Here is a 15,435-nt window from a genome sequence, read left to right on the forward strand (position 1 = left end):
GTCTTAACGCGCTCTCCTAGCCATTGTCCCACTATTTAGAAAGAACAGACTTCATTAATTGGGCATAAACACTGCGTCCTTCCCCATTCAAATGAGTTTCATCATCATAAAAGTATTCTGGGTGGTCTTTGCTGTGGCTAAACCAGTCGATGATATTGACATTCTTGTAGCGACTAGGAAGCTCTGCTAATTTTTGATTCACAGATTCTTGACAGCCTTCCGGACATTTGATAGTTATCCAGTATATCTGTTTATCCTTTAATTGAGTAAGGATTTCATCGATTGACTCATCCGAAATAATACCATTTGTACCCAGTCCGATTACTACCGTCGAATAATCAGCTAAATTGGGATACCCTTGAAGAATCGTTGCCAAACTAGATATTTGCCGTGATTCTTTCGCATCAACGGTTGCTTGCCCACTAAACGTATCTTCCAATTCTTGATATGCTCCAAGCATCACAGAATCCCCTAGAAATAAGATATTTCCTTTTTGATTGGGTTGATTCTCTATCTTTTTCAGATTACTGCTTAACTCTTGTTTCAATTCGTTTTGATCCGCAGTCAGACGGTTAGTCGGTGCAAAAATGATCATTCCGATTGCAACAGCAACAAGACCTGCTCCAAGGTAACGTCCTGCTTTTCTTTTTAAATGCATGAAAGAATGAAAGCCAGCAATCATCAGAACCGTCATGATCAGAACCACTACCAATTCAATTAGAGGATTCATCTTAGGTGCTATATTCACTAGGAGAATAAACACCGAATAGTGAACCAAATATAATTCATAACTAATTTTGCCTATATATTGAAGACGGAATTTGGCGATTTTGGTTCTTTTTTCCACTTCTTTGTCATTTATCAAAACGAGTAATAGCATTGTTAATACACTGACAAGCAATGAGCTACCTGTAAACGAAGGCAGCGGAATAAAGACAGCCAGAGTCAAACAACTCATGATGAGCCAAAACTTCGTTACTTTTTTTGAAGAAATGACATCATTAATGTTCTTTCTATTGAAAAAACCAAACATGCCAACTATAAACGGATAAAGTCGAGCAAAGGTATTGTAATAAGCGATAGAAAACGGCGATAACAGACTGGTGAGAATCGAAATAATGGTAAGAAGATACATAAGCTGATAGCCTCTTTTTCTAGACAAACGCATGACTGTTAGAAAGAAGAGTGGAAAAACTAGATAAAATTGTAATTCCACCGCCAAAGACCAGTAATGTTTAAATAGGGACGAATTTGCGAAGCGATCAAAATAAGAGACTTTTTCGTGGATCTGCCACCAGTTGTTATATCCAAAGAGTAAACTTGGAAGTTCACTTTTGATGTTTCCTAGCATTCGGATTTGAATACTCCCAGCTATCAGAATAAAGATAAGTAAGGAGAATAAAAGAAACGGATAAATCCGTTTGATCCGTTTCTTATAAAAGCCAATCCAGGAGAACTGTTTTTTTTGATACGCATAGGAAGCATTCTTTGCCATCAAGTAACCCAAAATAACAAAGAAAATCGTTACGCCTTGATTTCCTCCTTGAAAAGAATATTGAGGCAAATGGTAGAGAATAACAGCAATAACCGCAAATGCCCTAAGAAAATCGATGCCTGCTGAATAGTGTTTATCCATGTTTAACCTCCGGCTGGCCGATGATCATTTTCTCCGTAATAAGTCTCATTGCTGGAAGGATTATTCAAAAGAGTAGCTAAAGACACAAATTGATAATCTTCTTTTTTTAAATCACGAATAATCTCAGGGACTGCAGCAATGGTTTCCGGATGAATGTCATGCAACAAAATAATCGAACCATCATAGACAGAACTCGTTACTTTATCAATGATCATTTGGGCATCTTTAGATTTCCAATCTTCTGAATCAACAGACCATTGGATGATGGGACGATTGATCAATTCTGCAGCTTTTGCATTGACAGAACCATATGGCGGCGAAAATAGGCTGGTTTTTTGCCTGTGAGTTTCTTGATAGATTGATCGGTCTTCGTGATCTCATTAGTCATTCCAGATTCGTCCAATGTGCTGAGGTCTTGATGATCATAGGTATGGCTACCGATAGTTTGGCCATCCTTTGCGATGGCTTTCACCACCTCGGGATACATCTCTACGTTCTGTCCTACTAAAAAGAAAGTAGCTGGCACTTTTTCTTTTTTCAATAGTTCCAATAATTTAGGTGTATTGCTGGGATCTGGCCCATCGTCAAATGTCAAAGCGACCTTTTTTTTATTTGAAGGAATCTCCTCTGTCTCTGTAGTGCTTTCTAGTATATTTTCCAAACTAGTCTCTGTAGTAGCCTTATTGTTACTTGTCACTGTTCTTGAAGAACTACTGTTGCTTGTTAACTCGGAGGACTGGGACAGATTGTTCTCTGTTTTTCCTCTAGCAAATTCCTCACTGATTCGTGCACAGCCGCAAAGTACTAACAAAAAGATAAAGCCAGTTATGAGTAAACGGATCTTTTTCATTGCTTTTCCTCCTTATTTGTTGTCAATACATCATGAACTCTTGCTATCTCTTCTGTCGAAACTGTTTGATAAGAGATTCCATTCTGAATCAATTCCTCTCCGATCACTTGGTCATGAATAATTGTTGGCTCTTTCATCAGTTTCTTCGCATGAAGAACAAGATTGGTAATGGGTAGATTGGTTTTGATGTTATCTGTCAAGATATCGATAAATGCATTCCATTTTGTGACTTGGTTCAATTGCGCCATATTTTCCAAAACACCTTTCAGTAACAACTGTTGCCGCATTTGTCTGCCATAGTCCCCTCGTGGATCCTCATACCTCATTCTCGCCCAAGAAAGTGCTTCTTCTGGAGATAACGTTAGTTTACCTTTAGGAAAATCGAATCCATCAGAACTAAACTCAAATTCATTTTCTACTTGAACAGCTCCTACTTCTTTGAGAATCTTTTGAAAATCTCCCATATCAATAGAAACAAAATAAGGAATTTGAATATCCAACATTTTTTCTACTGTTTTAACGGAACAGCTTGCACCTCCATAAGCATACGCCGCATTTAATTTATCCTGCATTCCTTGGTCTGCGATATCAACTAAAAGATCGCGTTCAACTCCCATTAATGTGTATTCTTTCTTTTTTAAATTGATATGAGCGACTATCATACTGTCACTTCGACCAGAATCCGTTCGCCCAAACTCTCCAGTATTAACGCCAAGTAGCAAAACATTAAAAGGTTCTTGTTTCAATTGGTCGTAATCTAAGTCATACTGCTCATCTGAAGGATTCAATTTTTCGTACACTTTTGTATTTATTTTATTTGCAGAATAGACTGCCCAGCCAGTAATACCACCAACAAGGACTACTGAAACAAAAAGCAAAATAAGAATTATTTTCCGCATCGGAACACCTCCTGCTGCTAAATTAAAGGAAAAATGTATCTGAAATGTATCGATTTAGTATTTGGTGACTCGATACATGCTCGCTTGTAGCAGCAATGTTCGCTTTTAATTTAATATTAAAATGTTGTATATCACTTTTAGTGAAGAAGAAAGTCTACTCATTCCCATTTAAAAATAACAATCAAAATGAAGAATAATGCATATATTCCCTATTGGATTTTCATTTCGATTGGATTTGTTTCAAACATTTTGCTTATAATATGCAAATATGAATAAAAAAGGCAGAATATTTGAATAACAGCAAACTTTTGGGCATACTAATTACAGACCCTAGGCGTAAATAAGCTGCGCCTAAATAAAACTAGAGGTGAAATCATGATTGAATTTCAGCATGTATCCAAAATCTATAAAGGCGGCAAAGTGGCTGTCGAAGATGTCAATCTATCCTTTGAAAAGGGAGAATTTATTTGTTTCATTGGTACCAGTGGTAGTGGTAAAACTACTTGTATGCGAATGATCAACCGTATGACAGACCCCTCCAAAGGAAAAATTCTGATTGATGGCAAAAGTGTGACCGATATCAATCCAGTAGAATTACGACGCCAAATCGGTTACGTGATCCAAAGCATCGGCTTGATGCCTCATATGACGATTCGAGAAAATATTACATTAGTACAAAAACTTTTGAAGGTCAGTCAAGAAGAACGAAATAAGACAGCAGAGAAAATGATCGATCTGGTGGAACTTCCTCGTGAAATGCTGGATCGTTACCCTCACGAATTATCTGGTGGACAGCAACAGCGGATCGGTGTTGTTCGGGCTCTGGCAGCCGACCAAGATATCATTTTGATGGATGAACCTTTCGGTGCTTTGGACCCCATCACTCGCGATTCACTGCAAGATTTGATCAAAGATTTGCAGGAACGTTTAGGTAAAACCGTCGTCTTCGTTACCCATGATATGGATGAAGCATTAAAGTTAGCTAGCCGCATCGTGATCATGAGCGAAGGACGCGTTATCCAATTCGATACACCACAAAATATTCTGCGAAATCCTGCTACTACCTTTGTTGAAGAATTGATCGGTGAAGACCGCCTTCTGCAAGCAAAACCAGACACCACACCAGTTAAAGAAGTCATGCTCAAAACACCAATCGCCATCACTCCTGAAAAATCTTTACAAGAAGCGATTCGCCTGATGAGAGAAAAACGGGTAGATACATTATTAGTGACGGATAATAGCAATGTCTTAAAAGGGTATATCGATGTAGAATCGATCGACCGCAATCGAGGCAAAGTAACCAGTGTCGGGGATATTCTTAATAAAGATGTTTTCTATGTAAAAGAAACCGCCTTACTGCGAGATACGTTGCAACGAATCCTTAAACGCGGTTTGAAATATGTGCCAGTCGTGGATGCTGAGAATCATTTGGTAGGAATTTTGACGCGTGCTTCATTAGTCGATATTGTTTATGACGTTATTTGGGGCGAGGAATCCTCCCTTCTTGAAGCGATCGAATCCGCAAAACCAGAGGAGGTCTAGCCATGCAAAGCTTCTTTAATGAATATGGCGGCCAATTGGTCACGAAAAGCATTGAGCATTTATACATCTCCTTTGCCGCATTATTTCTAGGCATTGTCGTTGCAGTCCCTTTGGGCGTTCTATTGACACGCTTTCCCAAAGCCGCTTCTATCGTGATCGGTGTGACTAGTGCCTTGCAAACTGTTCCCTCATTGGCACTGTTGGCATTGATGATCCCGATTTTAGGGGTCGGTAAGGTCCCAGCTATTGTTGCACTCTTTATCTATTCTTTGCTGCCTATTTTGCGAAACACCTATATTGGCATGAAGAAAGTCGATTGGAATTATCGAGATGTCGCTAAAGGAATGGGAATGACTAACTTCCAATCGATCATTAGTGTGGAACTGCCGTTAGCGATCCCAACGATCATGGCAGGTATCCGCTTGTCAGCAGTCTATGTCTTAGCTTGGGCAACCTTGGCTTCGTACATTGGTGCAGGGGGGCTTGGAGACTTGATCTTTAGTGGATTGAATAACTATCAACCGGCATTGATTTTTGCCGGCACAATCCCAGTGACGATTTTTGCACTTTTAGCAGACTGGTTACTCGGATTACTTGAGAATAAACTAACACCAGCTGCATTAAAGGGGGATGCCTAAATGAAAATCAAAGCGAAATTTGGTCTTTTGTTATCCATGATCATTATTTTACTCTCAGGCTGCTCCTTTCCAGGACTTGCTTCTACATCTAATGAAGACACCGTAGCTATCACAGGAGGAATCACTTCTGAAGCTCAGATTCTTGGCGCTATTGTAGCAGGAATGGTAGAACATTATACGGACAAAAATACCACTGTCATTAATAACTTAGCAACAACGACAATCAATCATCAAGCAATGATGAATGGCGATGCGTCTATCTCTGCCGCTCGTTATACCGGAACAGATTTGACAACAACACTTGGCTTAGAGCCAGAATCTGATCCAACTGCTGCCTTCAATACCGTAAAAAAAGAATTTGAGAAACGTTACCATCAGACCTGGTTTCCTTCCTACGGCTTTGATAACACATATGTTTTTCTAGTCAGAAAAGACACTGCAGAAAAATATAATCTGAAAAAAGTCAGTGATTTAAAAGGCGTTGCCGATCAGTTGGTTGCTGGTGTCGATACAGCTTGGATCACCCGTGAAGGTGACGGGTATGATGGCTTTCAAGAAGCATATGGCTTTTCTTTCAAAAACATTTTGCCTATGCAGATCGGTCTCGTTTACGATGCTGTTGACAACGGAAAAATGGATATCGTACTCGGGTATTCAACGGATGGACGGATCGCTAGTTATGACCTCGTAATGTTGGAAGATGATTTGAATTTCTTCCCACCTTATGATGCAGCTCCAGTAGTCGATGACAAATTAATCAAAGACACACCAGAAGTAGCGGACGCCTTGAACAAACTTGCTGATACAATCTCCACTGAAAAAATGCAGCAACTAAATTATCAAGTTGATAATGACCTGTTGGAACCGACAGTGGTCGCAGAACGTTTCTTACAAGAAAATAATTATTTTGAAGGAGAGTGACGAAATGAATGACATGAATCTATTTCAACAATTTATTGCCTATTTTCAGGAAAATGGCGGTTATGTCTTTGCACAGTTTGTTCGTCACTTCCTGATCTCTATCTATGGCGTTTTATTCGCTGCAATCGTTGGTATTCCACTAGGAATCTGGATTTCTAAAAAGATGCGTATGGCCGATTGGGTGATCCGCATCGCCAATATCATCCAAACGATCCCTTCGCTAGCAATGATCTCGATTTTGATGATTGGAATGGGATTAGGTGTCAATGTCGTTATTCTGACGATTTTTCTCTACTCGCTCTTACCGATCATCAAAAACACCTATACCGGCATGCGCCAGGTAGACCGTAATACACTAGATGTTGGTAAAGGAATGGGCATGACAAGTTGGCAACGACTGTATATGATCGAATTGCCTTTATCCGTCTCCGTGATCATGGCAGGTATTCGTAATGCATTAGTCGTTGCAATTGGAATCACTGCCATTGGCGCCTTCGTAGGTGCTGGTGGCCTAGGTGATATCATCATCCGTGGGACAAATGCAACCAATGGCGCTTCAATCATTCTTGCCGGAGCTTTACCCACTGCATTGATGGCAATCATCACCGACTTAGGCTTAGGCTTTATTGAACGTCGGTTAGATCCAGCAAGCCGCTCGTCGAAATAAAGGCCATTTCTTAGCGCTTTTATAAATATAGAAAACAAGCATCCTTACATACAAGAAGGATGCTTGTTTTTCTATATTTATTAACTAATTCACTCAAAGCAGGTGAATGCGCTTCTCGATTTTTCCTGAGATGATCGGGAATCACGCATCATATCCTAGAGGTGGTTGTTTCAAGGCTCGATCCATACAAATGGATTGGCGCCCATCGTTTTGCTTGAGGGGCGACTGGTATGCTATCATTCCATACTTGATACTGATATGGGGTCGTTTTTTCTCGAACACTGCTCTGATCGCTACTCCAAAGATCATTCTGAAGTTTGGTCGCTTTTAAGTTGTACGCTTCGTCTTCCCCCTACTTTCTTTTGGGACTTTTTTTCCGATGAACCCCATGCCGTTCGGGTCCATTCCTGATAAACACAAGACACGTTCTTCAGAATCTGTCTCATAATAAGCTGTAAATTCATGCCCCTGCCAAAAATAGCTCTTCTCCATTTGCTGAATGTCTGTAAGCATGACAAATTCTGAAGAAATGAGACTGGACTCTGCTGTAAACTGAATAATCTCCCACGTTCCTATGAGGTCCTCTTTCATAGGGATTTCAGGAATTGATTTCGCATAACTAATTGCTGATATGACCGGCCAACCACTATCTAACCAATAAATTTTTCTGACATCTAAAAAGAAATCATCACTAAAAGGTTGTCTCCGTGCATGATGAATAATAAATAATTCATTATCTGAACGTTTGAATATAGAATTGTGGCCAGGTGCATAGACTGCAGACTGTTCTTCGAATTGATAACTCCCTAGTAATTTAACACCAATTTTCTCCGGTACCGCCTCTTGTTCCGACAGAGACAGGCCGTTCCAATCCGTATAGGGACCGGTAATCTCTTTCGCTCTTGCAACCCGGATATTATAGGTTTCATTCAAAGAATCAAAAGAGACAAATAAGTAATACATATCCGTTTCTGGATGATAATAAACAAAAGGACCCTCAATCGCAGTATCAACAGAAGCAGGTCGTTGCGCTATTTTTTTTCCGTATCCCTTCTCGGCTAACTTTCCAGTGCTTTGATCTATAGGTGCAATATAAATCCCGCCAAAAAATGATCCGTAGATCAGCCAATGGTGTCCCATACGATCTAGAGCAAGATTTGCGTCAATGGCATTATGATCGGCGATGCCTCGATGCGTTTTCACAACTTCTCCTTGATCTACCCAAGGTCCCAAAGGATGCGGTGCTGTTCCAAGACCAATAAATGAAGTGGTACTGCCAAATGTAGAAGCGGAATAGTACATTCGATATTCCCCTTGGTACTCTATCACTTCAGGTGCCCACAACCCTTCTGCTTGACTCCATTCTCTTGCAGATTGTGGCAATTGAGGAAAGGCCTGCTTTTCAAACTGCCAGTGTATGAGATCCAATGATGTCCGGATCGGTATTCCTGCCGTTTTAGGTTGTTGCGTATCTGTTGAAAATAAGTAATAAACGCTGTCTCGTTCAATGATCGTTGGATCATGAACACCATTTTTCCAGTTCATAGATTCTTCCTCTCAGTAATCGATTCACTTTAGTTTGACTTCAGTGAACGAAAGCAGAATCGATTCTTTTCTATATTTATTTAGTTCTTTCTTACTTATTACGCCACTTTCATTAAAAACAATCTATCTGCTCTTGATCTTTGCTACCTCCAAGATTACCCCAGGCTAGAGTTTCTATAACTGCTTATGGCGTAACAAACAGGACAGTCATTGAATGCTCTGCCCTGTTTGTGCCCACATTCCTGCAGGACAGTATTTTTTTGATAGGTTTGCCCGAAATTTATAAAAGCAGCCACACTTAGTACAGGTGTGATTGGACCGAAATGGGCAGGCTTCACAAATTTTTATACGGGACTGAACGACTTCAAGTGCAGCAAGGTCGTTCTCGATGGCTAGCTGTTCTTCAATCAACGCTTCTACATCTACCGTTGCTGCTGTTTCCTTGACATCGCAACCTTTACACGTCATTGAATTACACCGCCAAAGATATTGTCAATACACTCATAGCGGGTATATTGATCGTTAATTGGCTATTATTTGTTGTGTAGTCTTCAAATGATTGGATCACTACGTCTTCCGGATGATCAAAATCATTGTGTGCATTCATTTTATCCCCCACAATATAGCGAGCTTCTTTGATTCCTTGAATGGCAGTTTCAAAGTCAAAACTAATTGCTTCCGAGCCAGATACTGCGAAATTGCAGATCGACAGGTGGAGGGTATCTGCTTGTTTCGAGACCGTGTAGGTGATCGTTTCACTTGCTGCTCCATGACTCTCGATGCGTTCGGCATCTTGATGGACTTTGTACAAATCAAATACATGATAGCTTGGTGTTTTGACCATCTTTTCGCCATCAGTCAAAATCATTGCCTGCAAAACATTCACTGTCTGGGCAATGTTTGCCATGTGCACTCGTTCTGCATGCTTATGAAAAATGTTTAAGGTGATAGCAGCTACCATTGCATCACGAATCGTGTTTTGCTGATATAAGAATCCTGGATTCGTTCCGGGTTCAGCAGAAAACCAAGTTCCCCACTCATCAACAATGATGCCCACCCGTTTTTCAGGATCATATTGATCCATGATCGCACTGTGACGCGTAATCAATTCATCCATATGCGCAGCTTTTTGACAGGTAATAATCCATTCTGCTTCATCGAATGCTAACGCACTACCTTTTTTCTCCCACCCTTGGGGATGGACATAATAATGTAAGCTCAATCCATCCATCAGCCAATGGGCATTCTTCATCAACGTTTCTGTCCAGTGGTAGTCATCAACATTTGCTCCGCCAGCCACTTTGTATATTTTTTGATCACCGTATTGACGAACGTAAGTCTGATACCGACGATAAAGATCAGCATAATATTCTGGACGCATATTTCCACCGCAGCCCCAATTTTCATTTCCTACACCGAAAAATTTCATGCTCCAAGCTTCTTCATGACCATTTTCTCGACGCCAATCTGCCATTGGAGAAATTCCGTTCATGGTAATGTACTCGACCCATTCAGACATTTCTTGGACTGTCCCACTGCCGACATTTCCATTGACATATGCTTCACATTCCAGTTGTTTGACCAATTCAAAGAATTCATGTGTCCCAAAATGATTATTTTCAGTCACACCCCCCCAGTGAGTATTGACGATCGTTTTTCGATTTTCTTTTGGTCCAATACCGTCTTTCCAATGGTATTCATCGGCAAAACAGCCACCTGGCCAGCGTAAAACTGGAATCTTGATATTCTTCAAAGCTTCCACAACATCCGTACGCATCCCATTCTTGTTTGGAATAGGAGAATCTTCTCCTACGTATAATCCTTCATAGATACAACGGCCGAGATGTTCTGAAAAGTGTCCGTAAATATATTTGCTGATCGTTGTTCCTGATTTTGTATTTAGAATTTTGATTGTCATTGTTATACTCCTATTCTTTGATTCCCCAAATGGACTCATTATTATCGCCAATCGTTGAGAACGTTAATTTTTGCTGTTCGAATTCTGTTATATCCTGAGTTAATAAGGTCCCTTTGAAGGTAGTATCTGCGAAGGTCATTGTGATGTGTCCGGCATCGTATGTCCAAGTCCCGGTCAGCTCTCCAGTGATGTTTCCATCTTTTTGAAGCTCGATCATTTGTGTTTTTAGCATGGTCGTTCCATTATCGGTGCCATGGTTAATGATTTCATAGCGTCCGATAATTTCATCTGCTGTCAAAGCATCTGCTACTTGTTCATTGCCTCGATACTCATAGGGTGCTGGAACTGGCCAGCCCTCCTCATTCATATACATTCTGTTGACTCGCACTTCATGGGCTTCGGTTCCATTGTTAAAGCGCGTATGATACACCAAGGACCACTGACCATTCTCATCGATGATCGCCGAATTGTGTCCTGCCGCTCGATACCCCATTTGTTGAAACGAGAATTGGTAGTTGCCAATCAATTTGATACCATAGTTTGAATTTTGCTCTCCTTGTTCCAAAATTGGACTATTTCCTTGAGCATCGAGGTAAGGTCCTTCAGGTTTTTCCGCGCGAAAGAGTCGCATATTGTAACCACCTTTTGCTGCTAAACCACCGTAAGTGACGAATAAGTAATAATAATCGGTTTTCTCATCATAAACAATATAAGGACCTTCTCCTGATTGGTGATAGCCGCCAAAAAGCTTGATTCCGAAATAACGATCAATGATACGACCGTCTTCCGTCGTGCTATCTTTCCCAGGATACATTGGTTTTCCAGTGGCTGGATCAACTTCTAATAAGAAGATACCGCCAGACCAAGAACCATAGGTCATCCATAGTTTTCCCTCTTCATCATAAAACAAAGCTGGATCAATGGCGTTTGGCGCATAATCGGTGTTATATGTCAGACCATCTTCGATCGCCCAGTTTTCGCTGAAACCGCTGATTTTTCTCTCTTTGATCAATTTCGCCAAACGGGTATTTTGATAGTTAGTATTGCGCTCACTACCATCTGTCGAATCTTTTTCTGTAAAGCCAGAATAGATTACAGTATCCGCATAACTATAGGGACCTTCAATCGTTTTAGCTACAGCTAATCCAATCGCTGAACGGCGCCAAGTAGAACTTGCGGAATAGTACAACATATAGGCCCCTTTATCACCATTTGACCATTCATAATCAGCATTCCAAATGACATCTGGTGCCCAAAGGCTGTAACCACCTTGTGAATTGGCATCATCGTAGCCTGCCCATTCAAAAGTTTCAGCTAGATTTTCTTTTGTGTTACCATAGATCGTATTGTCTTCCATTGATTCATATTCGTAAGTGAAAGGTACTTCCCAAGTTTGTAAATCTGCGGTTTTCGCCTGAGCGAGATGCGAACCAAATACGTAAAACAGCTCTTGGTCACCAACATGAATAGAAGTAATCGATGGGTCATGAATCGACACTCGATTTTTTGTCGTTGTTTCCCACTCCTTTTGTGAAAGTTGCTCAGCGGCGTCTCCTGTTTGACAGCCAGCAAGAAAAAAACTAGTAAAAAAAACGGACATGGTTAAACAGAGCATTTTTCTTTTTGTATTCATTTTTTTCCTCTCTTTTATCCTTTGACTGCACCGGGTTCACCAAAATCTGGTAGTCCATTTTTATCCCAAGTAAACGGTTGGACATACGCATGTCGATTGGGATTTTCTAAAGGATTACTATAATCATTTATTTCTGGTCTTGCATGATACACTAAGATCTCTTGTTTCCCTTCCTCATCGACTGTAAAGGAGTTATGTCCTGGTCCGTAGAGGGAATTTTGTTCCGAACTCGAAAAAACCGGTTCCTTCAACTTATGCCAAGAATATCCATTCAATAGATCACTATCCTCATCTGCCCACAACAGTCCCATCACATAGTTTTCATCCGTCGCACTTGCTGAATAAGTAATGATCACTTTTCCATTCCTAATCAAGGCAGCAGGTGCTTCGTTTACTTTGAAGCCGATTTTTTCCCATTCATAATAAGGAATACTCAGAAGAATCTGCTTTCCTTTCAAAGTCCAAGGATTTTCCATCTCTGATAAGTAAAGATTAGAATTGCCTGGAATATTTGGATCCGCTTGTGCCCAGACATAATACAATCGGTTCCTGTGTTCAAATACCGTAGCATCTAAGCTGAAACTTTCAAATTGCGTCTTGATCTGCCCTTTTTCTACCCACTCACCTTCAAAGGGATCTTCATTCGCATTTTCGATCGCAAACATCCGATGATGATGCTGATCATTTCTGACTTCTCCATGATCTGCAGCAGCAAAATAGATGTACCATTTTCCCTGAATAAAATGGATCTCTGGCGCCCAAATCAGCTCACTCATGGGGCCTTCGGCATGAGCCGTCCAGATGACTTTTACTTCACCGTCAGCCAGTCCTTTTAAGGTTTTCGCACGTCTTAATTCGATTTCCTGATATCCTGGTTTTGATCCAGTGAAATAATAATATCCATCGGTATGCTTGTATATCCATGGATCTGCTCGTTCTAATACAATTGGTTCCAAATAATTTTCTGCCATAAATTCTACACCTTCTTAAAAATATCCATCTTCAGTTTTTAACGTTCTTAAGGCTTTATTTTTTGATATATACAAAATAGTTGCGAGTAAATAGAATACAATACCGATGACATCATAGATGACTAAATGAATGATGACACAGGCAATCATCCATCTCATAGTTCCTTTATTGATTTGTTTATCTCTCATATTTTTAGCGTTGATCCAACTGATCACACCCATTAAGATAGTCGCTAAAGCAACGATCATGACTACTTTTGAGATCATACCTACAAGGCTTGATTGCAAATATTCATACTGATTTTTATTTTGAAAAGCAGCGATGCCTTGTTCTTCAAACCAAGGATAATAGCCAAACATCGTAACTAACCCAATCAACACATCCCAGACAGCACTGACCCGTAATAAATTTCTTTCTATTTTTCTGTTCATAAGTTTCACTATCCCTTTATTCCCGCATTTAAGTTCATAGATTCAATGAAATATTTTTGGGCAAATAAAAACAGCAGTACTGTTGGAATAATGGCGATCAATGCTGATCCCATTAACTGTCCAATCATTCGATAATTGCCATAAATGTCTTGTAGTAATAGCAAACCGGCTGTGATCGGCATTTTACTGACATCCGTATACACGATCACCGGCCATAAGAAATCATTCCAAGAACCAGTGAAAGAAAAGAGTCCAGCAACGATCAGAACAGGTTTGATCAACGGAACGATGATCTCAGAAAAAATCGTAAATTCATCTGCACCATCCATTCTTGCCGACTCGTCAAATTCCAGCGGGATGCCTTTCATAAACTGTCGCACAAGAAAAATATTCCCCATCCCTGCTAATCCCGGAATGATCATAGCAAGTGATGAATTGACCCAACCAAATGTTTCGATAATTTTGTAGGAAGGAATCAAATTAACTACTCCAGGGAACATAGAAATCCCCATTAGAATATAAAAGATACGGTCTCGGTATTTGAAACGCATTCTGCCATAGCCATAAGCTGTTACAGAAACAACAATTACCACTAAGATAGTATGAGTAACGGCAATAAAAAGAGAATTCCACAGCCATTGCATGATTGGTGCAGTAGAAGTATTAGCCAAGATTGCTACATAATTATCTAAAATCCAGTTAACTGGCAATAGTCGAAATCCAGTAGACACGATTTCAGTTTGGGAACGAAAAGAAGTTGCAAAACTAAAAATCAATGGAATTACCCAGATAATACATAAAGTGATTAAAAATAAATATGCGACTAGCATACTAGGTATATGTTTCTTTTGTGTATTCATCTTTTTGCCCCCTTAAGTATTGTTTTTATCTAATAGAAAATATTGAAATACAGATACACACATAATAATTAGTCCTAATATGACAGCCATTGCTGAAGCCATCCCTGCAATTGATTCCCCTTGACTAAATGCTAATGAACGAATGTACATCATTAATACAGTAGTACTTCGATTTGGTCCACCGCCAGTCATCATCAGCGGTTGCGCAAAAACATTGAATGCACCGGCAGTTGTCATAACAATTGTATATAGAAGAGGAAAACGAATAGATGGCAATGTTACATTAAAGAATTTTTGAACTGGTCCGGCACCATCGATTTCAGCAGCCTCATATAAATCTTCATTTACTCCTGCCAGAGCCGAGCGATAAATGATCATATTCCCACCAATCGCTCCCCATATACTGACAACAAATATCAAGATCCAAGCATATGGCTGTTTAGAAGCCCATGAAAAATCATATCCAAAAATATTATTTACAGCGCCTAATCTCGAGTGAAAAATTAGTGACCATATCAGAGATCCCGCTGATACTGAAATAAGACCTGGAATATATAGAATTGCTTGAAAAAGACCTTTCATTTTCACTTTTTTATGTTGTAGAGCCGCTGCAATCATCAAAGGAATAATGATCTGTAAGGGAACCATGATCAAAACGAAAATAAAAGTATTTTTCAAACCATTCCAAAATTGAGTGTAAAACGTGGAAGAACTATCAAATAATAATGTCTTATAGTTGTTTAGACCTATCCAAACAGGATCAGAAATCAAATTCCACTGAGTAAATGAAGCATAAACACCATAGAGCGTTGGAATACATACAAAAATAATAAAGAGAACCATATGCGGTCCAATAAATGCAATTGAAGCCCAATTAATGTTCTTTTTTTTCATTCCTTTCATTCCCTTCAAAAAATCCGAAA

At 39.8% G+C, this 15,435-nt stretch carries 16 protein-coding genes; 4 read left to right on the forward strand and 12 right to left on the reverse strand.

Annotated elements, in window-relative coordinates; all coding sequences use genetic code 11:
• Positions 1-31 precede the first annotated feature (31 nt).
• The 4 genes from IGJ45_RS13960 to IGJ45_RS13975 are packed head-to-tail and all read right to left on the reverse strand — an operon-like array spanning position 32 to position 3,385.
• Positions 32-1,636, reverse strand: coding sequence for an acyltransferase family protein (locus tag IGJ45_RS13960; RefSeq protein WP_096710910.1), 1,605 nt, complete (start codon positions 1,634-1,636; stop codon positions 32-34).
• Between the two features lie 2 nt (positions 1,637-1,638).
• Positions 1,639-1,917 carry a hypothetical protein gene (locus tag IGJ45_RS13965; protein WP_005470187.1) on the reverse strand — a complete coding sequence of 93 codons (279 nt, stop codon included), beginning with the start codon at positions 1,915-1,917 and terminating at the stop codon, positions 1,639-1,641.
• Entirely contained in the window at positions 1,914-2,486 is a 573-nt protein-coding gene (locus IGJ45_RS13970; protein ID WP_003128245.1) for a polysaccharide deacetylase family protein, read from the reverse strand. Before IGJ45_RS13970 ends, IGJ45_RS13965 begins: the two co-directional genes overlap by 4 nt.
• On the reverse strand, positions 2,483-3,385 hold the full coding sequence (locus IGJ45_RS13975) for an LCP family protein (protein WP_029486330.1): 903 nt from the start codon (positions 3,383-3,385) through the stop codon (positions 2,483-2,485). The genes IGJ45_RS13970 and IGJ45_RS13975 overlap by 4 nt, the downstream gene beginning before the upstream one ends.
• Positions 3,386-3,760: 375 nt before the next feature.
• Here IGJ45_RS13975 and IGJ45_RS13980 point away from each other — a divergent pair, with 375 nt between their 5' ends.
• From IGJ45_RS13980 to IGJ45_RS13995, 4 genes are read left to right on the forward strand one after another with little or no spacing between them, the layout of a single operon-like run.
• Positions 3,761-4,927 carry a betaine/proline/choline family ABC transporter ATP-binding protein gene (locus tag IGJ45_RS13980; RefSeq protein ID WP_005470181.1) on the forward strand — a complete coding sequence of 389 codons (1,167 nt, stop codon included), beginning with the start codon at positions 3,761-3,763 and terminating at the stop codon, positions 4,925-4,927.
• Positions 4,928-4,929: 2 nt separating this feature from the next.
• Entirely contained in the window at positions 4,930-5,565 is a 636-nt protein-coding gene (locus tag IGJ45_RS13985) for an ABC transporter permease (protein ID WP_003128241.1), read from the forward strand.
• Complete coding sequence (locus tag IGJ45_RS13990; protein WP_003128240.1) at positions 5,566-6,486, forward strand: osmoprotectant ABC transporter substrate-binding protein; 921 nt, start codon at positions 5,566-5,568, stop codon at positions 6,484-6,486. It begins immediately after the preceding gene.
• Between the two features lie 4 nt (positions 6,487-6,490).
• Positions 6,491-7,153 carry an ABC transporter permease gene (locus IGJ45_RS13995; RefSeq protein WP_003128239.1) on the forward strand — a complete coding sequence of 221 codons (663 nt, stop codon included), beginning with the start codon at positions 6,491-6,493 and terminating at the stop codon, positions 7,151-7,153.
• 327 nt (positions 7,154-7,480) lie between these two features.
• On the opposite strand, the gene IGJ45_RS14000 is transcribed toward IGJ45_RS13995, so the two are convergent.
• The 8 genes from IGJ45_RS14000 to IGJ45_RS14035 all read right to left on the reverse strand — a co-directional run bounded on the left by IGJ45_RS14000 (position 7,481) and on the right by IGJ45_RS14035 (position 15,415).
• Positions 7,481-8,698, reverse strand: coding sequence for an arabinan endo-1,5-alpha-L-arabinosidase (locus IGJ45_RS14000; protein ID WP_096710909.1), 1,218 nt, complete (start codon positions 8,696-8,698; stop codon positions 7,481-7,483).
• Positions 8,699-8,905: 207 nt separating this feature from the next.
• Positions 8,906-9,166: a DUF6171 family protein gene (locus IGJ45_RS14005; protein ID WP_003128237.1), complete on the reverse strand. Its 261-nt coding sequence runs from the start codon at positions 9,164-9,166 to the stop codon at positions 8,906-8,908.
• A 4-nt stretch (positions 9,167-9,170) separates the two neighbouring features.
• Positions 9,171-10,616, reverse strand: coding sequence for an alpha-N-arabinofuranosidase (locus IGJ45_RS14010; RefSeq protein WP_034705107.1), 1,446 nt, complete (start codon positions 10,614-10,616; stop codon positions 9,171-9,173).
• 10 nt (positions 10,617-10,626) lie between these two features.
• The gene (locus tag IGJ45_RS14015) at positions 10,627-12,249 is read right to left on the reverse strand and encodes a glycoside hydrolase family 43 protein (RefSeq protein ID WP_003128233.1); all 1,623 of its coding nucleotides are present in this window, start codon (positions 12,247-12,249) and stop codon (positions 10,627-10,629) included.
• 14 nt (positions 12,250-12,263) lie between these two features.
• Positions 12,264-13,220: a glycoside hydrolase family 43 protein gene (locus IGJ45_RS14020; RefSeq protein ID WP_003128232.1), complete on the reverse strand. Its 957-nt coding sequence runs from the start codon at positions 13,218-13,220 to the stop codon at positions 12,264-12,266.
• A 15-nt stretch (positions 13,221-13,235) separates the two neighbouring features.
• Positions 13,236-13,652 carry a hypothetical protein gene (locus IGJ45_RS14025; protein ID WP_021150529.1) on the reverse strand — a complete coding sequence of 139 codons (417 nt, stop codon included), beginning with the start codon at positions 13,650-13,652 and terminating at the stop codon, positions 13,236-13,238.
• A gap of 8 nt (positions 13,653-13,660) precedes the next feature.
• Positions 13,661-14,512 carry a carbohydrate ABC transporter permease gene (locus IGJ45_RS14030; RefSeq protein ID WP_003128230.1) on the reverse strand — a complete coding sequence of 284 codons (852 nt, stop codon included), beginning with the start codon at positions 14,510-14,512 and terminating at the stop codon, positions 13,661-13,663.
• A 12-nt stretch (positions 14,513-14,524) separates the two neighbouring features.
• Positions 14,525-15,415 carry a carbohydrate ABC transporter permease gene (locus IGJ45_RS14035; protein ID WP_171917874.1) on the reverse strand — a complete coding sequence of 297 codons (891 nt, stop codon included), beginning with the start codon at positions 15,413-15,415 and terminating at the stop codon, positions 14,525-14,527.
• Positions 15,416-15,435: the final 20 nt, after the last annotated feature.

Origin of the sequence: Enterococcus sp. DIV0574 (assembly GCF_051711125.1) — a bacterium.
Lineage (GTDB): Bacteria > Bacillota > Bacilli > Lactobacillales > Enterococcaceae > Enterococcus_D > Enterococcus_D gallinarum.